The organism is Bacillus sp. N12A5, assembly GCF_026790125.1.
In the GTDB taxonomy this organism is placed as follows: Bacteria; Bacillota; Bacilli; order Bacillales; family Bacillaceae; genus Bacillus.
The window spans coordinates 263,800-289,240 of record NZ_JALAMR010000009.1 but is presented as its reverse complement, the minus strand read 5'-3'; the positions used below and the strand labels follow the sequence as shown (position 1 = coordinate 289,240).

Genomic DNA, 25,441 nt, shown 5'->3' with positions numbered 1-25,441 from the left:
ATGATGTATTAGAGATTGCAAATTGATAACCGGCATCATATAATAATCGTGTTTTCAACTTAATGGAAGCTGAAAGGAACAAAAAAATGAGTGAAAAGAAATTGAATCAAGAGGAATTTCTGAAAATTTTGATGCATGCACATGAAATTGGTGAGCGGTCATCTGAGATGACGACGAAGGAAATGCTTGAAAATTTGATTTCTCATATTAAAAATGGATATGCAACATAAGAATCCCGCACGCCTTTTGCGGGATTTTTTTTATGCGAGATGATGTGTCTGCCTGAATAGAAGAAAAAGAGACAGCATTGCCAAAACAGTAAATATAGCGCTTACATAAAAAGCCGCAATATACCGTTTTGTAAAAAAATGTCGAATTGTGTCATGTGAAAAGCTGGAGAAATGCGGTTTCTACGTTGTATAATCGTAGATGGAAAAGGATGCTATAAGAGATTTGGAGGTATCATGGGAGAATCTACTAGTTTAAAAGAGATATTATCTACGTTAACAAAACGCATACTTTTGATTATGATTGTAACCGCAGCTGCCACTGCTGCCGGCGGACTCATCAGCTTCTTCGCACTTACACCCATCTATGAAAATTCAACACAGATTCTGGTCAATCAATCGAAAAACAACCAAAAAGAAGTCCAATTTAACGATGTCCAAACAAATCTTCAGTTAATCAATACGTATAACGTCATCATTAAGAGCCCTGCCATCTTAGACGAAGTCATTAAAGAAATGGGCCTGTCGATGACCTCTCAGGAACTGAATGACAAAATTACGGTATCCAGCGAGCAGGACTCCCAAGTGGTCAACATATCAGTCAAGGATGAAAATGCAGAAACAGCGGCTCATATTGCCAATACCATCGCATCTGTTTTTCAAGACAAAATTACATCCATTATGAATGTTGACAATGTCAGCATTCTGTCAAAAGCCGAGGTTTCAGAACATCCGTCCCCTGTATCGCCAAAGCCGCTTCTCAACATTGCCATCGCGTTTGCGGCGGGATTGGCGGGAAGCATCGGACTGGCCTTCCTGCTTGAGCATTTGGATAATACGATCAAATCGGAAGAGCAGCTCGAATCCTTGCTGGATATACCGGTTTTAGGCACGGTTTCCACCATTGCCAATGAGCCGAAAACAGCGAAGAGCTTGCATGGTATGCAATCTGAAAAAACGGGGAGTGGACATTTTGGCGTTTAGAAAAAGCAGGGGTTCTTGGATGCGCAGGAATGTCATTGCGATGACAGAGCCGAAATCCTTGAACTCTGAACAATATCGGACGATTCGTACGAATATAGAGTTTGCTTCAGTAGACCGCCAGATGAAATCAGTGATGATCACATCGGCCTGTCCCGGGGAGGGAAAGTCAACGACGGCTGCTAACCTGGCTGTCGTATTTGCCCAGCAGGGAAAAAAAGTGCTTCTGATTGATGCTGATTTGCGAAAACCAACAGTACATACGGCCTTCCACCTTGAAAATATGATTGGCTTAACATCCGTTTTATTAAAGAAAAGCTCACTGGAACAGGCTGTACAAGCTTCTAATGAAAAACATCTAGACGTGCTGACGAGCGGCCCGGTCCCGCCAAACCCGGCTGAGCTTCTTTCCTCAAAATGGATGAAAGAACTGACGGACGAAGCGTGTGCGGCATATGATATGGTCATTTTTGATACGCCGCCTATTCTTGCCGTAGCGGATGCACAAATTTTAGGCAACGTGGCAGACGGTTCTGTTCTGGTCATTTCAAGCGGGAAAACCGATAAGGAACAAGCTGCAAAAGCGAAAGAGGCACTTGAATCGTGCACAAGCAAGCTCCTTGGGGCGATTATGAACGGCAAAAAGCTTTCGAAGCATTCCGAGTACGGATATTACGGAAATAAGGAAAATTTCATACAAAAATAAATAACGTGCATCTTGCCCGTTATTTATTTTTGCGTAAAAAGGGGGCTAAGACATGATAGATATTCACTGTCACATTCTTCCGGCAATGGATGACGGGGCAGGTAATTCAGCCGAAAGCATAGAAATGGCAAAAGCCGCTGTTTGCCAGGGGATTCGGACTATCATTGCGACACCGCATCATAAGAACGGTGTGTATGAAAACGAACCAGCCGCAGTCAGAGAAGCGGCAGATCAGTTAAACAAACGTTTAATCAAAGAAGACATCCCTTTAACCGTGCTTCCGGGGCAAGAAATCAGAATATACGGCAATTTGGAACGGGACCTTGCGGAAAGGCAGCTGCTTTCGCTTAACGGTACGAAGTACATTCTGATTGAATTTCCGTTTGACCAGGTTCCCCGATATGCGGAGCAGCTGTTTTATGATTTGCAGCTGAAAGGATATATTCCGGTCATCGCCCATCCTGAACGCAACAGGGAAATTCGCGAGAATCCGTCCTTGCTGTATCATCTTGTAGAAAAAGGAGCAGCATCTCAGATAACTTCAGGAAGTCTTGCGGGGACTTTCGGCAGACAGCTGAAAGCATTTTCTCTCCGGCTGGCTGAAGCCAATTTGATCCATTTCGTAGCCTCAGATGCCCATAATGTGAAAACGAGAACTTTCCACACTCAAGAGGCCCTATATGTGCTAGAGAAAGAATTCGGTCCGGAATTTCCTTATATGCTAACGGAAAACGCCGAGCTTCTCTTGCAGAATCAGACGATTATCAGACAGCCCGCACAGCCGGTCAAAAGAAAAAAATTATTTGGGCTTTTTTAAACAGCCGGTTCTCATTTCACCACATTCTTTTTGAGAGCGATATAATAGTATATTGTATGATTGAATCACATTTCAGAAATCTGTACAGGCTGTACCCGACAGGCTATGCGGGAGATCATCCGCATTCATGATAGGATGTTCTCATACGATAATACGGAAGCTGCAAAGCAGCAATTTAACTGTTGGAGGGAAACAATGAATATAACAGTCATCGGAACAGGCTATGTCGGTCTTGTGACAGGTGTTTCTCTTTCTGAGATTGGACATCATGTAACCTGCTTAGATATTGACGCTCACAAGATTGATGAAATGAGAAAGGGCATTTCCCCCATTTTTGAACCGGGTCTTGAAGAGCTGATGAGAAAAAATGCAGCTGATGGGCGGCTTAGCTTTGAAACGAGCTATGAGTCAGGCTTGGCACAGGCAGACATTATTTTTATAGCGGTCGGCACACCGCAGAAAAGCGACGGGCATGCCAACCTGGAGCATATTACAGATGCGGCCAAACGCATCGCCCGGCATATCAAACGGGATGCCATCGTGGTAACGAAAAGCACAGTGCCCGTCGGGACAAACGATTTGATTGAGGGGCTGATCTCTAAACATCTTGCGGAGCCTGTCAGCATATCTGTCGCATCCAATCCGGAATTTTTACGTGAAGGATCGGCGATTTATGACACGTTTCACGGCGACAGAATCGTGATCGGAACAGCAGATCAGACAACAGCCAAGACGCTTGAGGAGCTTTTCCGCCCATTTCAAATCCCGATTTACCAAACGGATATCAGAAGCGCCGAGATGATCAAATATGCCTCAAATGCATTTCTGGCCACTAAGATCAGTTTTATAAATGAAATTTCGAATATATGTGAAAAGGTCGGCGCCGATATTGAAGCAGTCGCGTACGGCATGGGACAGGATAAGCGGATCGGGAGCCAGTTCCTAAAAGCGGGCATAGGCTACGGCGGCTCTTGTTTCCCAAAGGACACAAACGCTCTCGTGCAAATTGCAGGAAATGTCGAGCATGATTTTGAACTGCTGAAATCGGTCATTAAAGTCAACAACAATCAGCAGGCGATGCTGGTGGATAAAGCGCTGAACAGGCTCGGCGGGGTCACGGGAAAAACGATTGCCCTTTTAGGGCTGTCATTTAAACCGAATACGGACGATATGAGGGAAGCGCCGTCGATTGTCATTGCAGACCGTCTCGCTGCGCTCGACGCCCGTATTAAAGCCTACGATCCCATTGCCGCAAGCCATGCGAGGCATGTTCTCCCGCAAGCTGTTGAATATATGGAGACGATCGAGGAAGCTGTCAAAGGCTCCGACGCCGTCATGATTTTAACCGACTGGGCTGACATTAAACAATTCCCGTTAGCAGCTTATCAGGATTTAATGGAGACGCCGCTCATTTTTGACGGCAGAAACTGCTACACATTGGATGAAGCCGCAGCTGCAGGGGTAGAGTATTATTCAGTGGGGCGGAAGGCGGTTGTTCCGTCTGGTGCAATTCAATAGATGTAATAGCAAAGACTGGTTGTGAACCAGTCTTTTTTTCGTCTATTGCGGGGGCTGAATTCATTTGCTACTATTTAACTATTGTTTGGAAAAGGATACAGAATTAGGTTCCTTAAACAAAAGGAAGAAAAGCATTCGAAGAAGCAATAGAAAAACTAGAAAACAAGATCTTCTAAATCAATTGGAGATGCCGGAAAAGGAGAGTTATCTGATGAATCATCTGCCTGAAAAAATGGGACCGTATCGAGACATGTTGGAGAAATCAGCAAAAGAATATGTGAAATTGAATCTCCGAAAAGGGGCAACAGGACGATATGACAGCAAAATTGCCGGTGATCCCTATTTCCCCAAGCATGAAACATACCCGACTGACGAAAATGGACGGCCGATGAAGCTTCTGGCGCAGATTAATTTCTCGCAAATTCCCCAGCTTGCCAGCTTTCCTTCCGCGGGTATCCTGCAGTTTTATATTTCTGTGCATGATGACGTGTATGGGTTGAATTTTGACGATCAATGTGAACAAAAGAATTTCAGGGTGATTTATTTTGAAAATATCATAGAAAACGAAGAGGAGCTTGTTTCGGATTTTTCATTTATCGGCACAGACGAATGTGATTTTCCGATTTTATCAGAAGCAGCAGTCGAGCCTGTGAAATCTGCGGAATGGGTCCTGCCTACAGATTTTCAATTTGAGCAATATACGGGCATGGAAACAATGGAGTTCTTTGATCAGTTCGGCGAGGATGAAGAAGACATTTATAATGAACTGGCTGAAAACGGATTCGGCCATAAAATTGGCGGGTACGCATCTTTTACCCAGCATGACCCGCGGGAATATGCGTATAAAGAACATACCGTTCTCCTTTTGCAAATTGATTCAGACGATGATATCGATTCAATGTGGGGAGACGTTGGCATCGCCAATTTTTTCATCACACCTGACGATTTAAGGAAAAAAGACTTTTCAAACGTGCTGTACAACTGGGACTGCAGCTAATACAAGCTTTTGATCAACAGGGTCACACCTGATGCCAATAGGGTCAAAAGCGGAAATGAAATAAGCCACACAACAAAATCAGGCGTTGCCGAGTCAATGCAGAACATAAATATGACCAATAAGCTGAGCACCGTAAGAGGCATTGACCAAAGGCCGTGTTTATGAAATAACAATGCGCCTGCAACACCGAAAACAAAGAAGGACAGAAAAGGAAAGACAACAAAAAATAACATCATCGGACTGAAAAAACTCATCATCATCACCTTATATCATTTTACATTAATTACCACTAAATAGAAAGAGACAGATCAACAGAATCTGTCTCTTTCAAGTGCCTTTTTAACTATGACTTTAGGAGTTTTCATTTTATAAAGCGTTTTCATCAGCTGTATAACGAACAAAAACAAGATCATATACCTACATTTCGAGAGCGTTATACGCCTAAATTAAGTCATTTACCCTATTTAAGCCGCCATCTGGCTATTTTAAAATATAATATATGGAAATAAAGTATGGAAAAGTCTATCTTCATCAGCCCCTCCATACGACTTTTTGAGTATTAAGAGGTGATTCAGATGGGTTATGAAAGTATGCTGGCGGATATCAAAAGTTCGCTCAACGGAAAAATTTCCGACGTGGAAGACAAGATCGAAAAGCTGAAAAAAGCAAAAAAGGACATAGACACACTGCAAGAAGAGGCCATCACTGAAATCAAAGAAATTGTGAAACCGGAATTGGGCAAGCACTGGACGGGAACAAAAGCGGATGATTTCGACAAAGGGAGAGAAGAGGCGAAATCGGAAGCATCCAAGATTGTGAATGATAAATATAACGAGTATATGGCGTCTATTAGTGGGAAAATTTTAGATCTTGAAATCCAAAAAGCCACTTATGCAGGAGAATTGGTGTTAGCAAATACCGCAGGCGATCTTCTTGCTAAGGGAGAAGATTTCGTGGAAGAAGCAGGAAAACATATAAGTAAACTGAAATGGTGGTGATCTTTTCTTATGTCAGAAATTAAGCTGAAGTACGACACAGTCATCAAAACATTAGAGTCTGTCAAAGACGCGCTTGCTGACGTATCAATCGGCGCCGCGGGCTCCAACGGAAAAAACAGCCTCGATTATACGAAAAAATATCATGAGCGTGAGGAGAACATCAAAACCATGCTCGGGGACTACAAAAAAGCGGTACAGAAAAATATTGAGGATACAAAGGATAACGTAGATTCACTCAAAGAGCAGGACGAGGCGATAGCGGTAAAATAGAACAGAAAGGGCAGTGCGATGAGCAAAGTATTTGAATCTAAATCTTTAATTGAAGAAGCGAAGAGCAGAAAAAAGCAATATGAGACGCTTGAAGAGCAGCTGAACACGCTGAAAAAAGCGTTTCAGGAAGTGGCGGATTTAGGCGATAATTTTAAAGGCAAAGGCGCGGACAATATTAAAGCGTTCTTTCAGGGGCAGGGGGAAATCGTTGACAGCTGGCTGACGCTTGTCTCTGCTCAAATTGCGTTTTTAAATGGCATTTCAGGAGATATTAAAGATCAAGAACTGAATGATTCATATGTGGAAACTTCTTTTTTGGATCATGAGCTGCCCAATGGAGACCTGAAAGCCTCAGAGATAGTCTCCGCTCATAAAGAAGAAATCGATTCTATTTTGTCAGGCATCAGCGATATTATTGATCTCGACATGTACACGCTTGACGACTATGCAGATAAGATGGGCGATGCCCAAAAAATCAGGCGTGACACGATTACGGCAGTCGATCAGCTTGATGAATCCCTGACCACTGAATATCAAAATTTAGAATCTCTCGACAACGCAGTGCTCACCAAATATTCTGTTCTCATGCAGGCCACCAGCAATGGGAAGAGCGCATCCCCAATGTACTATGACAAAAAAGCCTTCCACAGCAATGAAGTCTACAAAAGCGTCATTGAAGTAGAAAAGCAAGGAACAACCTATATTGATGCAAAAGCCCAGCAAGCCGAAGCAAGACGGCTTCAGGAAAAGGCTGAAGAAGAAGCAAATAAACCATGGTACGAAAAAACATGGGATGGAGTTTGCAACTTTACTGGAGAAGTCACTGGCTATTATGATTATAAAAGAGCAACCGAAGGCGTTGATCCGGTTACCGGCGAAAAACTCTCCACCGCAGAACGAGTGACCGCAGGAGCTATGGCCGCTGCCGGATTCATACCGGTCGTCGGCTGGGCAGGCCGCGCCTTCAAAGGCGGAAAAGCCATCTACAAAACCGGAAAAGCGGCTATCGCGGCCGAACACGCTTTAGATGCCTACAAAACAGGCAAATCCTTAGACATTCTCAAAATGTCTGAAATGGGCGCATACGGCCTTGTTGCTTCAAACGGATTCTCAGAAGCCGTGACAGGAAGAGACATGTTTGGAAACAAAGTGTCTGAGGAGAAGCGGAAATCGGGCGCGCTGGAAGCGGCATTAAGCCTCGTTGGAGCCGGTGCATTGGCGAAACACATTGATAAAGGCATCCCGCTTGCAACCCATTCAAAAGTCCAAAAAGCAAACAAAACACTAGAGAAAGTAAAACAATTCAAAGTCCCAACAAACGTCCGCGTGTACGCAGAACGCCCAGTAACTCCGGAGGGCTTTACATTCGGAATCCCGACAGTACGTGTCGATGTGGAAAAGACGGCTGTTAAGGATCTTGGGATTGTGAAGATGGTTAGTAGTGGTAAAGGTATTAAGGGTACGGGTAAACGAAATAACATTGATATTGGAAAAGCTGATCTAGATGCACTGAGAAAGAAATGGAATGTTCCAGAAACTGAAACAATTGCAGTTGGAAAGACAGATATAAAAGGGTTAGAAGATTTGACTTTTAAAGGAGGTTCGCCGAAAGTCAGAAAAGAAGCTGGATTACCTGATTTAGATGAAATAATGCCTGACAGGAATATTAAAGCTCCAGGTAATAACCCATTGTTCACTAGGCATGCAGAAGAAGGAGTTCTGAATGAATTTGATTCAGCAGTAATAAAGGCAGATATAAAACCAGAAGATGTAACGGGAACATTAAGACTTCATCAATCGAATCCTTCCGGTGTATGTAGAAAGTGTTATCAGGGATTGGCAAACGATAAAGTTCCGCCTGGTGTATTAAAACAATTAAGTTTAAAATATCCCAATCTGAAAATTGAAGTAACATCGGAAATGGATGAAAGTATAAAAGTAACTGGTAGGCTTAATCTAATGATTAAAAATGGAAAGTATATTGAATAGTTGGAGGTTAATTATGGCTAATACAAATTTCAGTAGTTTAACAGAAGACGGTAAAGTAGTATTTTTCCTTGGACTTTCAGAAAAAGTTTTGACGGTATTTTCTCAAAAGGAAGATCAAGTTTTAGCTCAGAAAGTTATATATAAATGTTGGGATTGGCTAAAAGAAAAAGAAAATATAGGGGATATTCTTTATGAATCACTAGATAATGAAGAAAATGGGATAACATTACTTCAAGAGATGTCAGTTAATGAAACAGATGTAACAGCTTGGAACTGTATTATAGATGCAGTTGCTTATACTAGTAGAAAAGCATATGAAAGAGAAGGCGTCAAATATTATCCTGAACCAATTGCTTTAGTTGATGATACATTAGTAGACCATTTTATGGATTGTTTTACAAAATGCATAGATAATGCAGATAGTTATATTAGAAAAATGAATATTTTATTGGATAGATACAAGAATGGGAACATTGCGAGTGATCTACGGACAGAGGTTTTAAGGGAACTTCAAATACAAAACTAATTATTTACTCAATTGAAAAGGATGTTTGCAGTTAATAGTTGCAGGAATTCCTAATGCATAGAAAAAAGCACTTGATTTCCTTTTAGGCAACAAGTGCTTTTGTTTTTTACAAAGTACTTATGCTTGAAAAATTAAAAATGTTTACTTGAAATAGATAATTCGTAATGGCTGTGCCTCGTGAAATCGGTGGCGAAGTCACTGGTTATTATGATTTAAAAAAACCGAAGGCGTTGACCGGTTACCGGAGAAAAAACTCTCCACCGCAGAACGTGTGACCGCAGGAGCTATGGCCGCAGCTGGATTCATGCCGGTCGTCGGCTGGGCAGGGCCGTGCTTTCAAAGGCGGAAAAGCCATCTGCAAAACTAGAAAAGCGGTTAGAAGAGGAAAACGGGTGCGTTGGAAGCAGTGTTAAGCCTGGTTGGAGCCGGTGCATTGGCGAAACATATAGATAAAGGCATACCGCTTGCTAAATCGCCACAAGTAGCAAAAGTTGAAAAAGGGAGAAAGATTCTAGATCAAGTAAAAGAATTCAAAGTGCCGACGAATGTGAAAATTCGTGTCCACAAGACTGTCACACCGGATGGGACAACTTTCCCAATTGTTCACGCTGATGTGAAAACGAAAGCTGTGAAAGATCTTGGGGTTGTGAAGATGGTGGGTAGAGGTAGCAGTGGAAGCACTACCACAAGATTAATTCCAGGGACCCCAGGAAAGGTTACAGGGGGGAGTTCAACTAAATTAGGTAAAAATATGTTTGAGCAAATGGGACTTCCACGTTCAACAAAACGTACTCCATATCAGGCTCAACATATTATCCCGAAGGAGTTTCGAAGTCATCCTGTTTTGAAGAAGTTAGGAATGGATATGGATGATGCGTCAAATGGCTTTTTCTTAAGGGTCCCGGATGATGATATAAGTGCTACTTCACGGCATAAGGGATATCATTCAGTTTATAGTAGTTTTGTGAGAAAAAAATTAGATGAGATTAATGTTAACCAAAGTGTAGACGTCATTGAAAAACAGGTATATGATTTACAACAAAAATTAAGAGAATTACAAGAAAAAGGGTTGCCTCTTTATATGAGGGATGATTATTTAGAAACAGAATTAAAGAAAATAAAGGAGAAAGGATTAGAAGCATATAAACTAGAAAGGAAAGAAGATAGCGCCTCAAGAAAACCCGTTTGGAAAAGAGGCGGTGGAGCAACAGTTGATCTTTGGGAAAGGTGGTATAACAAGTAATGAATTTTGGAAAATATCATAATCTGGTGGAAGAGGTAATTGAATTTTCAAAAACCTTCAAGCCTATAAATTCAGTTAATGTATCTAATTTTACTCAAATAATTAATGACCAAGAAAAGGCTGAATACTTGGCTTATGAAGAAGTATATGGAGAAGATGAGTATACATGGAAAGATATAAGGGAAATTGAAATGAGTGAAGTATGGGAGCGGTTTTACGAATTAGAAGATAATCAAAAGCCGGAAAATATAGACGCATTATTAGATATTTTTTCTGAGAGCATCAGACATGCTTCTACTGAATTCAAGACTTTTTTTGAGGATATAGTAGCTGACCTAAACAATTGTGCTATTAATAGAGCAATTAATGGTAATACAAATAATTTTTTTGAAAAGGTTTTTGAAATTTATAAAGCGGGTTATTTCCCGTGTGGTTGGAATGGCGATTATCCTAACGGGAATTTTATCGTTTTTAATAAAGGTTAAGAGAGGTTTTCAAGAAACGTCAGTCTATGGACACCAAGGGCTGGCGTTTTTGTTTCTCATTGTATACAGCTTTCAATAGGAGGTTAACGTTAGAAGTGCCTTGTTTACTGATATATTAGAATAGTTTAAATTTCTTTCTAGGTTGTCAATTGGCAGATTTTTTAGAATAATGAAGGAGAAGCGGGATGGAAAGAGATCATATTTCTCAACTGCAGCCATTAAAAATCTGTAATGGCTGGTCTGTAGTTCTGAACAATTTATGTTCAGAAAAAAGAATGCAAGAAAAATGTGAATTACTAATACTACAAAATGAAAAACGTAATGCTGTTATGAAGGCAGTATATGAAAATAATCAATACCATATCAAAGTAGCTGGCTTAAAAATAGATAAGATTTATGAAGATGAGTCTTTTGATGAAATAGAACAATTATTAGAAGAGTTAGAATATCAAATCTGGAGTGTGGGAAGCGGGGTTTTAGAGGGTTTGCAGCCACTAAGCCAACAGATTCCCAATTTTTTAAGGCTAAAGATACCGGCTGGTTGGACTGTTGATTACATTACATTAAAGGATACTGATCCTAAGAAGCTAGAGGCAAATGATGATGCTTGGTTATTTGACTTTAATCAAGATCTCCTGCAGATTTCTCATAAGACAAAAAATTTGCTGCTTGACGTAGGGTGGTACCCAGAAGGTGATCCAGCCGGAAGCTATGGAATTGAACTGATAAAAAACGAAGATTGGGAAAATCCTTTAGAGGATATTATGTGTACTGAACTTAAAGAATTAATTAAACAATTGGATTATATTTTTATGAAAGAAATGAAAAATGAATATTAATAAAAAAGCAGATTATACTATCTGCTTTTTTCAATGATATAATTTGGTGTCATTGCTAGAATCGACATGCAGGACAATTGAGCGCGAAGAGAGGGAAACAAGTAAAATGGAAATACATCAAATTCACGATTTTCATCTAAAAGATGAATCGGATATTGTTCAAACACAACAATCCCTTAAAAATCGTATCAACCTATCCCCCACGATCCATCCAGACTCCATCAAAACCTGCGCAGGCGTCGACCTTGCCTATTGGGAACAGGACGGAGAACCGTATGGAGTGTGCAGTATCATCGTCATTGACGCTGATACAAAAGAAGTTATTGAAAAAGTGCACAGCATGGGGAAAATCAGCGTGCCGTATGTGTCTGGTTTCCTTGCGTTTCGCGAGCTGCCGCTAATCATCGAGGCGGCCAAAAAGCTGGAGACGGAACCGGATGTGTTTTTGTTTGATGGCAACGGGTATCTGCATTACAACCATATGGGCGTTGCCACCCATGCGGCTTTTTTTCTGGGTAAGCCGACAATTGGGATTGCGAAAACCTATCTCAAAATCAAAGGCTGTGATTTCATAATGCCTGAAAATGAAGTCGGTTCATACACAGATATTATCATTGGCGGTGAGGTATATGGCCGGGCGCTGCGGACGCGGCGAGACGTGAAGCCTATTTTCTTGTCTTGCGGACATAACATTGATTTAGAAAGCAGCTATCAAATCACGATGAGCATGATCAGTCATGAAAGCAGACTGCCGATCCCTGTCCGCCTTGCTGACCTTGAAACACATGTCTTGCGAACGTTTTATCAGAAAAAACACAGGTAACACTTGCAGGCCCGGAGCTGCAAGTTTTTAATTAATTCCTATATATAGGCAGCCTTCGGCTTAAACATCGATTCGCCTCATGCTGTCAATCTGGGAGAATGAGAGAAACCCTATATTGCAGGGCCAAAATAAAAAAGCACCTTTAGAGGTGCTTTTTTCTATAAATGAGGGATCACAAGCCCCCCATACAAAAACGCCGCGATAATCAGGAATGCGGGATGCATCTTGAACTTTGTCATGGCGAGGAGGGAAATTCCCGCAATCACGATCGATTGAACCCAGCCAATCGCCTGGATGCCGTCTGCGCCGATTTGCCAGGTAAGAATGAGCATCATGACCGCGATGACAGGCTGCACGGACAGCGTCATGCCCTTGATAACAGGAGATTGGCGGAAGCGCTGGATGATGCGCAGCAGGACGATCAATGCGAGCGCCGACGGTACAACGGTTGCGATCAGGGCAATCAGGAAGCCGGGCCACCCGCCTGCGCTGTAGCCGACATATGCGGCGATTTTGGTGGCGATCGGGCCCGGCAATGCGTTCGCAAGTGCGAGCATGTTTGAGAATTGGTCGTTTGACAGCCAGCCGTATCTGTTTACGACTTCTTCAAACATCAGCGGGATAGACGCGGGGCCGCCGCCGTATCCGAGTACGTTTGCAATAAAAAATGCCATAAATAAATACATCATGATCATGAGGCCGACATTCCTTTATCTTTTGAATGTTTATTTGTGATTTTGTCTTTCAGTTTAAAATGAAACGCCCCGTACGCTAAGAAAATGATAATGACAAGACCTGGATTGATCTGTAAAGTTTGCAGTCCGATAAAAGCGATGATGAAAAACAGGATGCCAGTGACCCAGCCGAAACCTTTAAGCGTTTTTTGACCAAACTCGTACGCCATGATGCCGAGCATTACCGCAATCACCGGGGTGACGGCACCTATCATGCCTGCAACAACTGCTGAATGGCTTAGCACGTTTACAGCTGCAAACAATCCTACCATCGCAAGGCATGTAGGCAGAATATGAGCGAGGGTTGCCACGATTGCGCCCAACGTGCCTTTTAGTTTGAACCCAAGGTACGCGGCCATTTTTGTGGCTATCGGTCCGGGAAGCGCATTGGCGATCGCTAATATTTCTCCGAATTCATCATCATCAATCCATTTATATTTATTCACCGCTTCATGGCGAATCAGCGGAATCACGGAAGGTCCGCCCCCAAACCCTAATATTCCTGTGCGCACCATTGCGGCCGTCATATCCCGATATGGATGGTTTTTCATTTGTTTCTCTCCTTTACAGCTTCATGCCCATACGGCTTTTGTAGCGTTTGATGAGCATCTGGCAATCAACGCTGACGACGCCTCGCAGCGGATACAGCCGTTTTGTTAAAAACTCTTCCATTTCCTGATCGTTGGCAAAGATCCCATGCATATGCAGCTTGCTCGGGCCTGTCATGTGATATAGGCTGGTGACCGCAGGCTCTTTTTCAAGCTTAAGTGCCACCTCTTCTAAAAATTGCGGCTCGACCTCGACATTAAAAAACACGGATACATGGATGCCGATTTTAGCGGGATTGATGACTGCGGTGAATTTTTCAATCACACCGGCTTCGATTAATTGGTTTATTCGAGCCTGGACAGCGACCCGTGATAAATCGACTCTTTTGCCAAGATCCGTATAAGATATCCTGCCTTCCTCGTGTAAAATGGTGAGAATTTGTTTGTCGATCTCATCAAGAACAAGGTTGGGAATTTGATATTCCTCACTCAATTGTTCCACCTGCTTTCGTAGCCTTTTAGACATCATTTTATCACAAAAAGTTACGTTTTGAACGAAAAAGTTTTCATTTGTTTTCAAAATGAATAGAAATAAACCTCGTTGTTTGCGAAAAGGAGAAAGTTCGTCAGTTTTTCTGCCGGATCAGTAGATGCAATACATCAGGCTCCCTATACTGAAGAAAATCTCTTAAAAAGGGGACTTGTGATGAACAAATCTGTCATCGGTACAAAGCAAATGGTTGTCAGTCCGCATTATCTCGCTTCTCAAGCCGGCAATCGCATACTGGACAAGGGAGGAAACGCGTTTGACGCCGCTGTTGCGGTAAGTGCTTGTCTGGCTGTTGTGTATCCGCATATGACGGGGCTTGGCGGGGATTCCTTTTGGCTGACCTTTCACCAGGAAACAAAGGCAGTAAAAGTCTACAATGGCAGCGGCCGTTCAGGTAAAAATATAACGAGAGATGTATATAAGGGAAAAAGCGCGATTCCGCTCAGGGGAATCGACAGTGCCATTACCGTGCCGGGGATGGTTGACAGCTGGGATGCGGTACTGAAGGAGTACGGGCGTATGTCTCTTGCGGATGTATTGGAGCCCGCACGCGATTATGCCCAAAATGGGTTTCCAGTATCAGCCGATCAGTGCCGTCACACGGAAACGAATCTTGAACTGCTGGCCTCCATACCCTACACGGCCGACATTTTCACAAGAAGCGGAAAAGCGCCTATCCCGGGAGAGCGGTTTGTGCAAAAAGAGCTTGCAGACAGTCTGAACATGATTGCCGAAAAAGGGAGAAGCGCATTTTATGAAGGAGATATCGCTCAGCGGATTGTTTCGTATTTGCAGCATAACGGCAGCTACATGACACTCGATGACTTTAAAGCGCACCGGGGTGAGTGGGCGGAGCCTATATCAAGTGATTATCGAGGGTATAGTGTGTACCAGGCGCCGCCGAATTCTCAGGGGTTTACCGGTTTATTAACACTGAACATTTTGGAAAACTATGATTTTCACCATATCGAGCACGGTTCATTTGAATACTATTATGTGCTTGTGGAGGCGTTGAAAAAGAGTTTCGCAGACCGGAATGCTTTCCTGACTGACCCGGCATTTGCTTACATTCCGCTTGAAAGGCTTTTGGACAAAAATTATGCAAAACAATTGGCGGAAGAAATCGGCTATCTGGCAGAACCGGCAGAAAGCAGGCCGGTGGGAAGCGATACGGCATATGCGGCTGTAATCGATGCGGAAGGCAACGCAGTGTCATTCATTCAAAGCCTGTACTTTGAATTTGGCTCGGCAGTCACTGCTGGTGATACAGGGATATTACTGCAAAACCGCGGGTCATTTTTCTCTTTGGATCAAGAACATGTCAATACGCTTGAACCGAGAAAACGCAGCTTCCATACGCTTATGCCGGCTATGGCCTGCAAGGACGGAAAACCGGTCATTTTGTACGGCACGCAAGGCGGCGAGGGCCAGCCGCAGACCCAGACGGCCATTATTACCCGAATGCTGGATTACGGAATGAATCCACAGCAGGCAATCAGCGAACCGCGCTGGGTATGGGGAAGAACGTGGGGAGAGGATTATGAAGGTCTTAGAGTCGAGGGCAGATTCACAGAGGACACAATCCAAAAGCTGAAAGACAGCGGCCATCTCGTGGAGGTTGTCGGTGATTATGATCCGCTGATGGGACACGCAGCAGCGATCAAAGTGGATGAGGAAGGCTTTCTCCAAGGCGGAGCCGATCCTCGGGGAGATGGGGCAGCTGTTGGGATTTGAGATATTAGAACAAAATACAAATATAAATAAAAATGACTAGAGAAAGGACAGTGCTAAATAAGTAGTGTAAATATTGTTTTTCTTTACGCTCATATGTCCATTCCATAAATGTACGTAAACAATTTAACAGAAATAGAAAGAGAAAAAGCATAATCTCTGGAGGAAACCGTAAAAGAGAAAAACCTAATAAAATAAGCAAGACGATTTCCAGCAATCCTTGTGTGCTATTTACAGGTTTGTACCACCAAGGCAATTTAGGGATGCCTAGTTTTTTTCGAGCATAAATATAAAAAACAGTATTGATAAAAGCGCCGATAAGTATCACAATCAAAAAATGAGTGCCTGTCATATAAATCCCTCCTAATCTACCTGTATATACGGTGGACAGAGGAAAAATGTTTCATAAAAGAACACCCGGAGCACGCTCTGGGTGTTCCTTTTTTATGTTATTTTTTTCAGTGTTGTACAGACAATATTTTGTAATCATAAGGTCTTTTTGACTAGTTTCTTCTATTTAAATAGTCCTTTTATTCAGCTGGGACGAATCAGCGTAAATTCTTCGCCAAGCTTCGCGTAGTGATTTCCCGCCAATCTTGAGGCCGGCTTTAATTCATCTGTCAAAACATACCCTTTATCTGCATCATACACCTTTGCATCGAGGTGGAAGCAGAGAACTCTGCCGATGAGCAGGTCTGCTGTAGTCACACCTTGATCATTATCGAACGTGATATGCCGCTCTAATGTGCATTCAAAGCGAATGCGTGCTTCTTTAATCCCGGGGACCGAAACAGCTTTGCTTTCGACAGGATGAAGCGAGGTGCGTGAAAGTTCGCTTTCGTCGGGGCTTAAGCTTGCCGCCGTTTCATTGATGTCTTCAATGATGGCCTCATCACTGACATGAACAACGAATTCTCCGTTCTCTACTGCGTTTCGGGCTGTATCTTTTTGGCGTCCTTCCGTCCGGTTAACAGAAATACTGAGAAGCGGAGGGTCTGAGCTGACAACGTTATAAAAACTGAAAGGCGCGGCATTTACCGCTCCGCTTGAAGAAAGTGTGGTCACAAATGCAATGGGGCGGGGGATGACGGCACCTGATAATAACTTGTATGTGTCTTTGGCGCTAAGCTGATCCGCTTCAAATATGTACATGGCAACAACCGCCTTTATCGTTAGGATATTTTGATTATAACGAAATGGTTTCAAGGAAACCAAATGATGCGGGTTGCATATGTTATGTCATGACATATATCTAATACAGGGGAAATGTAAAAATAGGCTTCCGTACGTTAGCCGGCAGCCTATTGAAAAATGAAACTTAGCTTATTTGTATTTCTTTTTGACTACCCAGCAATTGCCGTCTTTCCAGAATTCTTTTTTGCTGTGATAATCATCGTGTTTCTTGTAGTGATGTGAGCTTTTGTGTTTGTCGTAGTATCTCTTAGGTGAACGGTATGACTTTTTGTGCGTGCGGTATGATTTTTTGTGTGTGCGATGTGATTTTTTGTGCGTCCGGAACGATTTACTGAAAGAACGGTACGATTTTTTGTGTGAACGGTATGACTTTTTGCTAGAGCTGTATGATTTTTTCTTGGAACGGTACGATTTGTTTTTGCTGCGGTGTACGCTGTAAGAACGATACGATTTTTTGCTGCGGTATTTACTGAATGAACGATACGATTTTTTGAAGCTGCGAGACTTTCTGAAAGAACGGTATGATTTTTTGAAACTGCGTGATTTCTTGGAATAGCTCTTATAGCTGCTTGACTTGGAGCGGTATGATTTTTTGAAGCTGCGAGATTTTTTGTGAGAGCGGTACGACTTTTTATGGCTGCGCTTTTTTCCGTGAGGCTCTTGGTATAAATAATCTTTCAAACCTTCTTTTTTTGCGGATTTCACCGCTTTTTTGATGTCAGAATGGGAATAGTGGCCCAATTCGAACTCCTCCTTCTACAAAATGTGTTAAGGATGAATATCCTTATTACCCACATAGTACGCACGGTTTGAAAAAGTGTATAAGTGTTCCGCTGAGATCTCACAAAAATAAAAGCCTAAAATTTGTAAGGGGGATTACGGATGGAGAACCAATCCAATTTGCCGCTTTATCAGCTGTTTGTTCATCCAAAAGATTTACGGGAATTGAAAAAGGATATATGGGACGATGAGCCGGTTCCGGCAGTGCTGAAAGTGAATCAGAAAAGGCTTGATATTGATATCGCTTATCGGGGTTCACATATCAGAGACTTCAAAAAGAAGTCGTACCATGTTTCCTTCTATCAGCCGAAAACATTCCGGGGTGCACGGGAGATTCACTTAAATGCGGAGTATAAAGACCCTTCTATGATGAGGAACAAATTGTCTTTGGATTTTTTCTCAGAGCTTGGAACACTGTCTCCAAAGGCAGAGTTTGTGTTTTTAAAGGTGAATGGGAAAAACGAAGGGGTATATCTTGAACTTGAATCCGTCGATGAGTTTTATTTAGCGAAGAGGAAGCTGGCGGACGGGGCGATTTTTTACGCGGTTGATGATGATGCGAATTTCTCTCTGATGAGCGATTTGCAAAGGGAAACGAAGACGTCCCTTGAGCATGGATATGAAAAGAAAACAGGGACTGAGGAAGACGATTTTTATTTACAGGATATGATCTTTAAAATTAATACGGTCCCTAAAGCCCAATTTAAATCAGAAGTGACAAAGCATGTTGATATCGATAAGTATTTGCGCTGGCTCGCCGGCATTGTATTCACCTCAAACTATGACGGGTTTGTCCACAACTACGCGCTGTACAGAAGCAGTGAAACCGGATTATTTGAGGTGATTCCTTGGGATTATGATGCGACCTGGGGCAGGGATATTCATGGAGAGCGGATGGCTGCCGATTATGTAAGAATTCAAGGATTTAATACATTAACCGCCCGAATTTTGGATGAACCCGATTTTCGCAGGTCCTACAAACATCTGTTAGAAAATACGCTCCAATCTCTTTTTACGATAGAATATATGAAACCGAAAATTATGACGATGTATGAGCAAATTAGACCATTTGTCCTGATGGACCCATATAAAAAGAATGATATTGAGCGTTTTGACCGTGAGCCGGATGTGATATGTGAATATATTGTAAATAGAGCTGATTATCTTAAAAGCGAGCTTGATCTTTTATCCTGACGATGAACGGGCGGATTATTTCCGTTCGTTTAATGATTTGCATATATCCACAAATTGTCCCAATACAGGGTTTTGGCTGTCTTTTCTATATGCGATGATCCATTCTGCTTTGAGCTGAAAATGGTCAACGCTTCGATACGTAACATCAAGATTAAACAGCCGTCTGGCCGAGGATGGGACAATGGTAATGCCGATGCCCGCTGTCACCAGCCCGATCACCATTTGATATTCTGTCGCTTCCTGAACGACATTCGGCTTAAAACCTGCCTTTTCACAGAGCTGAATAAAGTCGGTATATAACGTAGGCCACGCTTCTTTGGAAAGGGTGATGATCGGTTCGTTTTCCAAATCTGTGATGTCGATTGATTCTTTCAATGCAAGCGGATGCTGTTTTGGCAATGCAAGGATGCATGGGCTGCTCTGGGTTGTCTCAATTTGCAGCTCGGGATGCTCTAACGGCGGATGGAGAATGCCGATATCGATATTTCCCTTAAGCAACTCCTCCTGCTGCCGGTAAGAAGCGATTTCTTTCAGTTCAATTTTCACAGAAGGGAACTTTTTGCGGTATTCCCGGATAATCGGCGGCAGAAATTCATATGTAGCCGATCCGACAAAACCAATGACAAGATGGCCGTGTTCGCCGCGGGCTGTCCGCTGTGCAAGTTCAATTCCTTGTTCAATCTGCATCAAAGCTGACCGGCAGTGATTTAAAAAGATTTCGCCGGCTGCGGTAAGCTCCACAAATCGTTTTGTCCTCTTTAGAAGCGTCACCCCGACTTCTTCTTCCAGCTGTTTGATCTGCTGGCTGAGAGGAGGCTGTGTCATATTCAGCCGCCGCGCAGCTTTTCCGAAATGAAGCTCTTCGGCTACTGCGATAAAGTATTGAAGATGGCGAAGCTCCATGAATATGCATTCCTTTCCATAGGTTAATAATTCGTAATACATATTAATCATAAGGCGAATCGATATTGGAGGTCAATTTCCAAAGAGTGTATAGTGAAACGTATCACAAGATATATTTAAAATTTAATGTTTAAAATGCATAATAAGGAGTGAGGGTGTTGACAAAAGCAACAAAAGAACAAAAATCCCTTGTGAAAAACAGAGGGGCGGAGCTTGTTGTTGATTGCTTAGTGGAGCAAGGTGTCACACATGTATTTGGCATTCCAGGTGCAAAAATTGATGCGGTATTTGACGCTTTACAAGATAGAGGGCCAGAAATTATCGTTGCCCGGCATGAACAAAATGCAGCATTTATGGCGCAAGCAGTCGGCCGTATAACTGGAAAACCGGGAGTCGTGTTAGTCACATCAGGACCGGGTGCTTCTAACTTGGCAACAGGATTGCTGACAGCAAACACTGAAGGTGACCCTGTCGTTGCGCTTGCTGGGAATGTGATTCGTGCAGATCGTTTAAAACGGACACATCAATCTTTGGATAATGCGGCACTATTTCAGCCGATTACAAAATACAGTGTAGAGGTTCAAGATGTAAAAAATATACCGGAAGCTGTTACAAATGCATTTAGGATAGCGTCAGCAGGTCAGGCTGGGGCCGCTTTTGTGAGCTTTCCGCAGGATGTTGTGAATGAAGTCACAAATACAAAAAGCGTGCGGGCTGTCGCGGCACCAAAGCTAGGTCCTGCACCAGACGATGCCATCAGTGCGGCCATTGCGAAAATCCAAACAGCGAAACTTCCTGTTGTTTTAGTCGGCATGAAGGGCGGAAGACCGGAAGCGATTAAAGCTGTTCGCAAACTTTTGAAAAAGGTTCAGCTTCCATTTGTCGAAACCTATCAAGCTGCAGGTACGCTTACGAGAGATTTAGAGGACCAGTATTTTGGCCGTATCGGTTTGTTCCGCAACCAGCCTGGCGATTTACTGCTTGAGCAGGCAGATGTTGTTCTGACAATCGGCTATGATCCAATTGAATATGATCCGAAATTCTGGAATGTAAATGGGGACCGGACGATCATCCATCTAGATGAAATTTTGGCAGATATCGACCATGCTTACCAGCCGGAACTTGAATTAATCGGTGATATTCCATCTACGGTCAATCAAATCGAACACGATGCTGTTAAGGTGGACCTTGCTGAACGTGAGCAGCATATTCTTTCTGATTTAAAACAATATATGCATGAGGGTGAGCAGGTGCCTGCAGATTGGAAATCAGACAGAGTGCATCCCCTTGAAATCGTAAAAGAATTGCGAAACGCAGTCGATGATCATGTTACAGTGACTTGCGATATCGGTTCCCATGCAATTTGGATGTCACGGTATTTCCGCAGCTACGAACCGTTAACACTAATGATCAGTAACGGTATGCAAACACTCGGCGTTGCGCTTCCGTGGGCAATCGGTGCTTCATTGGTAAAACCGGGAGAAAAAGTGGTATCCGTCTCTGGTGACGGCGGTTTCTTATTCTCAGCAATGGAACTAGAGACAGCGGTACGCTTAAAAGCGCCAATTGTACACATTGTATGGAACGACAGCACATATGACATGGTTGCATTCCAGCAATTGAAAAAATATAATCGTACATCTGCAGTTGATTTCGGTAATATTGATATCGTGAAATATGCGGAAAGCTTCGGAGCAACTGGCTTGCGCGTAGAATCACCAGACCAGCTGGCAGATGTTCTGCGTCAAGGCATGAACGCTGAGGGTCCTGTCATCATTGATGTCCCGGTTGACTACAGTGATAACATTACTTTAGCAAGTGACAAGCTTCCGAAAGAATTCGGAGAACGGATGAAAACAAAAGCTCTCTAGCACTCTGCGCATCACGACACTGTTTTATGAACAGCACTAAACAAAAGGAGTGAAGGGAATTATGAAACGCGAAAGCAATATTCAAGTGCTCAGCCGCGGCCAAAAAGACCAGCCTGTGAGCCAGATTTATCAAGTATCAACAATGACTTCTCTATTAGACGGAGTATATGACGGAGACTTTGAACTGTCAGAGATTCCGAAATACGGAGACTTCGGTATTGGAACCTTTAACAAGCTTGACGGAGAGCTGATTGGGTTTGACGGTGAATTTTACCGTCTCCGTTCGGACGGAACTGCGACACCGGTCCAAAACGGGGACCGTTCTCCGTTCTGCTCATTTACGTTCTTTACACCGGACATGACGCATAAAATCGATGCGGCAATGACACGTGAAGAATTTGAAAAAGAGATCAACAGCATTCTGCCAAGCAAAAACTTATTTTATGCGATCCGCATTGACGGATTGTTTAAAAAAGTGCAGACAAGAACGGTAGAACTCCAAGAAAAACCTTACGTGCCGATGGTTGAAGCGGTCAAAACGCAGCCGATTTTCAACTTCGACAACGTGAGAGGAACGATCGTAGGTTTTCTGACGCCAGCTTATGCAAACGGAATCGCCGTTTCCGGCTATCACCTGCACTTCATTGACGAAGGACGCAATTCAGGCGGACACGTTTTTGACTATGTGCTTGAGGATTGCACGGTTTCGATTTCTCAAAAAATGAACATGAATCTCAGACTTCCGAATACAGCGGATTTCTTTAATGCAAATCTGGATAATCCTGATTTTGCTAAAGATATTGAAACAACTGAAGGAAGCCCTGAATAAAAGAAAAAAGAAAGCCTCTTGTACGCAGGGCTTTCTTTTTATTTGGCTCTATTCCTGATTTTAGATAAAATGATGTCAAAACGGTAAAGGTGTGGTCTGATGAAAATATTGGTTCTGGCAGTTCATCCACATATGGAAACCTCAGTCGTTAATAAGGCATGGACAGAGGAATTGAGTAAACATGACAATATCACAGTACGGGAGCTTTATAAGGAATACCCGGATGAAGCGATAGATGTTGGGAAGGAGCAGCAGCTGTGCGAGGAATACGACCGGATTGTCTTCCAATTCCCGCTTTACTGGTACAGCTCTCCGCCGCTCTTAAAAAAATGGCAGGATCTTGTGCTGACTTACGGCTGGGCCTTTGGTTCAGAAGGAAACGCCTTGCATGGCAAGGAGTTGATGCTGGCTGTCTCAACAGGAAGCGAAGCGGAAAAATATCAAGCGGGCGGAGCAAATCATTATTCGATCAGTGAGCTTTTGAAACCATTTCAGGCCACGAGTAATCTGATCGGCATGAAGTACCTGCCTCCATATGTCTTCTATGGCGTGAATTATGCAACTGCAGAGGATATATCACTTAGTGCAAAGCGGTTAGCCGAGTACATTCAGCAGCCTTTTGCTTAAAAAGAAACGCCCTGTCCGGCATGCGGCAGGGCATTTTCTTAATTTAAAAATCAGGCAGCTCAGAAAGATTGTTTTCTTTTATGCCGTCCGGTTCACTCCGCAATATGTCACGCCCGTATTTATGGAAGACATCAACATGAGCGAGGTTTCCTGCTTTTGCTTCTGACAGCGCAGTGGGATAATCGAGCTCTCTACCTGTGTTCGTTTTCACGGCGATAATATTATCTTCCTCATTTCTTCTGACCGCAATAATTTCTTCTTTTCCAGATGGAGCAGCTTGCTGATCGGCTGTTTGCCGAGCTCTATACGATTCATATGCTGATTCAAATTGATCCATATTTACACCTCCATTTTTTAACGTGATCAAAAATGGTGATGTTCATGTATGGTTTCGCACGGCATACGACAATATTTCCTGAGAAATATCGTGGGAATGTGACAAATCAATCCATAATCAAAGGGATTCCGCAAAACACGGAATCCCTTTAAGTTATTTTGTCATTTGCAAGTCTTTTGTTTTCATATAGCCTGTCGAACCGCCGTAATCAACGAATACCCAATCAAAATCAAAACCGCCTTTTTTCGTTTTACTCCAGCCTAAAAAAGAAACGCTTGTGTCTGCCGGTAAAGTCTTGATGTTTTTTCCTTCAGCGGAAGTATATACTTTCGTTGATGTTTTGGTTTTTACTGTTGTCGCTTCTTTTACAATGTAATGAGTAGAGACAAAACCTGTTTTGCCGTTTTTATAATGAACCTTTGCCCAGTCAGCGTTTGCGAAGGAAATTAGCTTTAAGCTGTCGCCCAAATGCAGCGTGTCGGCTTTATGACTTGATGCGGAAGCCTTCGTTCTGACATTTAGAGCCTCTGCTGATACCAAATAAGAATCAATCGGATAGCTGTATAAATCATCAATGCTTACACTTGTTTCTGGCTGTTGTGCATGGAGTGTGCTTGCAGTCCCTGCAGAAGCCGCAGTCATTCCAGCTGCAAGTGCTAAAGTTGATAATACTTTTGTTGTTTTGTTCATTTCGTTCCTCTCCTCACGTAAGAGAAATAATTCATTCTATATCCCTATTCACGTTTTAGAAGATTCCTAAACATAAAAAGGATCAGATGAAAATCTGACCCATGGCATTTATTTTTTCGTTTCTAGTTTGAGAGGTGCGGATATTGATTTTTTCACTTTTTTTCCGTGCAAAATATCATCTGCTGCTTCTGTAGCCAGTTTACCGATCAATTCAGGCTGCTGAGCGACGGTGGCCGATAGCTTTCCGTCTTTAATGGAAGCGAGCGCATCTTTATTGCCATCAAAGCCGACCACTAAAATATCTTTTCCTGAGCTGTTAATTGCCTCAAGAGCACCGAGCGCCATTTCATCATTGTGAGCAAAAACAGCTTGGATATCCGGATGGCCCTGCAGCAGGTTTTCCATGACCGTCAGGCCTTTGGTGCGGTCAAAGTCAGCTGATTGCTTGGTAACAACGTCGAGCTTTTGGTCTGCGATGTTATGAAATCCTGAACCGCGTTCCCGTGTGGCAGATGCACCGGGCACGCCTTCAAGCTCTGCCACCTTTGCTCCTTTTCCAAGTTTGTCGGAAATAAACGCCGCGGCCATTTCACCGCCTTTCACATTATCGGAAGCGACGAGGGTTTCAACTTTTCCTTGTTCGGCAGATCGATCGATTGCTACAACGGGCACACCGACTGCGTTTGCAGATTCTACTGCCGTTGAGATCGCTGAGGAATCAGTCGGGTTGATTAACAATGCATCAACACCTTGCTGAATTAAATCTTCCACGTCACTCGTCTGTTTCGATGAATCATTTTGTGCATCAACAATGATGACTTTCATTCCCCGTTTTTCAGCTTCTTTTTCGATGCCCTTTTTTAATGAGACAAAAAAGGGGTTGTTAAGCGTTGAGACAGACAAGCCGATGGTGAATTCCTTTTTGTTCCCTGAGTTTGACGGCTTTGCCCACTGAGGCGGCTCAAGCGAACAGGCGGTTAATAACAACAATGACAACGTTAAAATGACGGATACAGCCTTTTTCATATGAAAAA

29 protein-coding genes and 1 pseudogene are annotated in these 25,441 nt (G+C 43.0%); 20 read left to right on the top strand and 10 right to left on the bottom strand.

All coding sequences use genetic code 11. The features are described 5' to 3' along the window. Window positions 1-86 precede the first annotated feature (86 nt). The 15 genes and pseudogenes from MOC09_RS12960 to MOC09_RS12895 all read left to right on the top strand — a co-directional run bounded on the left by MOC09_RS12960 (window position 87) and on the right by MOC09_RS12895 (window position 12,419). Window positions 87-230: a hypothetical protein gene (locus tag MOC09_RS12960; protein WP_003221769.1), complete on the top strand. Its 144-nt coding sequence runs from the start codon at window positions 87-89 to the stop codon at window positions 228-230. Between the two features lie 234 nt (window positions 231-464). Further along, entirely contained in the window at window positions 465-1,211 is a 747-nt protein-coding gene (gene tkmA / locus MOC09_RS12955) for a protein-tyrosine kinase activator TkmA (RefSeq protein WP_268360231.1), read from the top strand. Beyond that, window positions 1,201-1,914 carry a CpsD/CapB family tyrosine-protein kinase gene (locus tag MOC09_RS12950; protein ID WP_268360232.1) on the top strand — a complete coding sequence of 238 codons (714 nt, stop codon included), beginning with the start codon at window positions 1,201-1,203 and terminating at the stop codon, window positions 1,912-1,914. Before tkmA ends, MOC09_RS12950 begins: the two co-directional genes overlap by 11 nt. Before the next feature lie 52 nt (window positions 1,915-1,966). Beyond that, window positions 1,967-2,731 (top strand): tyrosine-protein phosphatase, encoded by a 765-nt coding sequence (locus tag MOC09_RS12945; RefSeq protein WP_268370750.1) that lies wholly within the window; start codon window positions 1,967-1,969, stop codon window positions 2,729-2,731. A 195-nt stretch (window positions 2,732-2,926) separates the two neighbouring features. Further along, window positions 2,927-4,249 carry a UDP-glucose 6-dehydrogenase UglF gene (uglF, locus tag MOC09_RS12940; RefSeq protein ID WP_268370749.1) on the top strand — a complete coding sequence of 441 codons (1,323 nt, stop codon included), beginning with the start codon at window positions 2,927-2,929 and terminating at the stop codon, window positions 4,247-4,249. Between the two features lie 211 nt (window positions 4,250-4,460). Further along, window positions 4,461-5,246 (top strand): YwqG family protein, encoded by a 786-nt coding sequence (locus MOC09_RS12935; protein WP_268370747.1) that lies wholly within the window; start codon window positions 4,461-4,463, stop codon window positions 5,244-5,246. A 575-nt stretch (window positions 5,247-5,821) separates the two neighbouring features. Continuing rightward, window positions 5,822-6,244, top strand: a complete 423-nt coding sequence (locus tag MOC09_RS12930; RefSeq protein WP_268360235.1) for a YwqH-like family protein — start codon at window positions 5,822-5,824, stop codon at window positions 6,242-6,244. A 9-nt stretch (window positions 6,245-6,253) separates the two neighbouring features. Then, the gene (locus MOC09_RS12925; RefSeq protein ID WP_010332154.1) at window positions 6,254-6,514 is read left to right on the top strand and encodes a YwqI/YxiC family protein; all 261 of its coding nucleotides are present in this window, start codon (window positions 6,254-6,256) and stop codon (window positions 6,512-6,514) included. Window positions 6,515-6,532: 18 nt separating this feature from the next. Continuing rightward, a complete protein-coding gene (locus MOC09_RS12920) occupies window positions 6,533-8,503 on the top strand; it encodes a T7SS effector LXG polymorphic toxin (protein WP_268370745.1) in 1,971 nt (656 codons plus the stop codon). A 13-nt stretch (window positions 8,504-8,516) separates the two neighbouring features. After that, complete coding sequence (locus MOC09_RS12915) at window positions 8,517-9,029, top strand: Imm6 family immunity protein (protein ID WP_268360237.1); 513 nt, start codon at window positions 8,517-8,519, stop codon at window positions 9,027-9,029. A 188-nt stretch (window positions 9,030-9,217) separates the two neighbouring features. Continuing rightward, window positions 9,218-9,403: pseudogene (locus tag MOC09_RS20245) on the top strand (pre-toxin TG domain-containing protein); the annotation flags it as partial. 32 nt (window positions 9,404-9,435) lie between these two features. Beyond that, complete coding sequence (locus tag MOC09_RS12910; RefSeq protein ID WP_419900973.1) at window positions 9,436-10,272, top strand: AHH domain-containing protein; 837 nt, start codon at window positions 9,436-9,438, stop codon at window positions 10,270-10,272. Further along, window positions 10,272-10,757: a hypothetical protein gene (locus MOC09_RS12905; protein ID WP_187956482.1), complete on the top strand. Its 486-nt coding sequence runs from the start codon at window positions 10,272-10,274 to the stop codon at window positions 10,755-10,757. Before MOC09_RS12910 ends, MOC09_RS12905 begins: the two co-directional genes overlap by 1 nt. 185 nt (window positions 10,758-10,942) lie before the next feature. Next, a complete protein-coding gene (locus MOC09_RS12900) occupies window positions 10,943-11,596 on the top strand; it encodes a hypothetical protein (protein ID WP_268370743.1) in 654 nt (217 codons plus the stop codon). Between the two features lie 106 nt (window positions 11,597-11,702). Next, window positions 11,703-12,419: an endonuclease V gene (locus MOC09_RS12895; protein ID WP_268370740.1), complete on the top strand. Its 717-nt coding sequence runs from the start codon at window positions 11,703-11,705 to the stop codon at window positions 12,417-12,419. Between the two features lie 158 nt (window positions 12,420-12,577). Here MOC09_RS12895 and chrA read toward each other — a convergent pair whose 3' ends face one another. From chrA to chrS, 3 genes are read right to left on the bottom strand one after another with little or no spacing between them, the layout of a single operon-like run. After that, complete coding sequence (chrA, locus tag MOC09_RS12890; protein WP_268360240.1) at window positions 12,578-13,114, bottom strand: chromate resistance efflux protein ChrA; 537 nt, start codon at window positions 13,112-13,114, stop codon at window positions 12,578-12,580. Beyond that, window positions 13,111-13,704 (bottom strand): chromate efflux transporter subunit ChrB, encoded by a 594-nt coding sequence (gene chrB / locus MOC09_RS12885; protein WP_268360241.1) that lies wholly within the window; start codon window positions 13,702-13,704, stop codon window positions 13,111-13,113. Before chrB ends, chrA begins: the two co-directional genes overlap by 4 nt. Window positions 13,705-13,717: 13 nt before the next feature. Further along, entirely contained in the window at window positions 13,718-14,194 is a 477-nt protein-coding gene (chrS, locus tag MOC09_RS12880; protein WP_268360242.1) for a chromate efflux transcriptional regulator ChrS, read from the bottom strand. Between the two features lie 213 nt (window positions 14,195-14,407). Here chrS and ggt point away from each other — a divergent pair, with 213 nt between their 5' ends. Further along, a complete protein-coding gene (gene ggt / locus MOC09_RS12875; protein ID WP_268367343.1) occupies window positions 14,408-15,985 on the top strand; it encodes a gamma-glutamyltransferase in 1,578 nt (525 codons plus the stop codon). 4 nt (window positions 15,986-15,989) lie between these two features. Here the strand turns inward: ggt and MOC09_RS12870 are convergent, their stop codons facing one another. The 3 genes from MOC09_RS12870 to cotG form a co-directional block, all read right to left on the bottom strand. Then, a complete protein-coding gene (locus MOC09_RS12870) occupies window positions 15,990-16,334 on the bottom strand; it encodes a DUF4181 domain-containing protein (RefSeq protein ID WP_268362971.1) in 345 nt (114 codons plus the stop codon). Window positions 16,335-16,516: 182 nt separating this feature from the next. Further along, the gene (locus tag MOC09_RS12865; RefSeq protein WP_268367344.1) at window positions 16,517-17,134 is read right to left on the bottom strand and encodes a flavin reductase family protein; all 618 of its coding nucleotides are present in this window, start codon (window positions 17,132-17,134) and stop codon (window positions 16,517-16,519) included. A 171-nt stretch (window positions 17,135-17,305) separates the two neighbouring features. After that, window positions 17,306-17,917 (bottom strand): spore coat protein CotG, encoded by a 612-nt coding sequence (gene cotG / locus MOC09_RS12860; RefSeq protein WP_268367345.1) that lies wholly within the window; start codon window positions 17,915-17,917, stop codon window positions 17,306-17,308. Window positions 17,918-18,058: 141 nt separating this feature from the next. Here cotG and cotH point away from each other — a divergent pair, with 141 nt between their 5' ends. Next, entirely contained in the window at window positions 18,059-19,150 is a 1,092-nt protein-coding gene (gene cotH / locus MOC09_RS12855) for a spore coat protein CotH (RefSeq protein WP_268370738.1), read from the top strand. Window positions 19,151-19,165: 15 nt separating this feature from the next. Here cotH and alsR read toward each other — a convergent pair whose 3' ends face one another. Next, the gene (alsR, locus tag MOC09_RS12850; RefSeq protein ID WP_268370737.1) at window positions 19,166-20,053 is read right to left on the bottom strand and encodes an acetoin biosynthesis transcriptional regulator AlsR; all 888 of its coding nucleotides are present in this window, start codon (window positions 20,051-20,053) and stop codon (window positions 19,166-19,168) included. Window positions 20,054-20,211: 158 nt separating this feature from the next. Here alsR and alsS point away from each other — a divergent pair, with 158 nt between their 5' ends. From alsS to MOC09_RS12835, 3 genes are all read left to right on the top strand, one after another. Further along, on the top strand, window positions 20,212-21,924 hold the full coding sequence (gene alsS / locus MOC09_RS12845) for an acetolactate synthase AlsS (protein ID WP_268370735.1): 1,713 nt from the start codon (window positions 20,212-20,214) through the stop codon (window positions 21,922-21,924). A 61-nt stretch (window positions 21,925-21,985) separates the two neighbouring features. Beyond that, window positions 21,986-22,753 carry an acetolactate decarboxylase gene (gene budA / locus MOC09_RS12840; protein WP_268367351.1) on the top strand — a complete coding sequence of 256 codons (768 nt, stop codon included), beginning with the start codon at window positions 21,986-21,988 and terminating at the stop codon, window positions 22,751-22,753. A 99-nt stretch (window positions 22,754-22,852) separates the two neighbouring features. After that, entirely contained in the window at window positions 22,853-23,380 is a 528-nt protein-coding gene (locus MOC09_RS12835; protein WP_268367352.1) for an NAD(P)H-dependent oxidoreductase, read from the top strand. A 43-nt stretch (window positions 23,381-23,423) separates the two neighbouring features. Here the strand turns inward: MOC09_RS12835 and MOC09_RS12830 are convergent, their stop codons facing one another. The 3 genes from MOC09_RS12830 to rbsB form a co-directional block, all read right to left on the bottom strand. Continuing rightward, entirely contained in the window at window positions 23,424-23,717 is a 294-nt protein-coding gene (locus MOC09_RS12830; RefSeq protein ID WP_268359603.1) for a DUF3892 domain-containing protein, read from the bottom strand. A 153-nt stretch (window positions 23,718-23,870) separates the two neighbouring features. Beyond that, the gene (locus tag MOC09_RS12825) at window positions 23,871-24,407 is read right to left on the bottom strand and encodes an SH3 domain-containing protein (RefSeq protein WP_268359606.1); all 537 of its coding nucleotides are present in this window, start codon (window positions 24,405-24,407) and stop codon (window positions 23,871-23,873) included. Between the two features lie 108 nt (window positions 24,408-24,515). Continuing rightward, window positions 24,516-25,433, bottom strand: coding sequence for a ribose ABC transporter substrate-binding protein RbsB (gene rbsB, locus MOC09_RS12820; protein ID WP_268359608.1), 918 nt, complete (start codon window positions 25,431-25,433; stop codon window positions 24,516-24,518). Window positions 25,434-25,441: the final 8 nt, after the last annotated feature.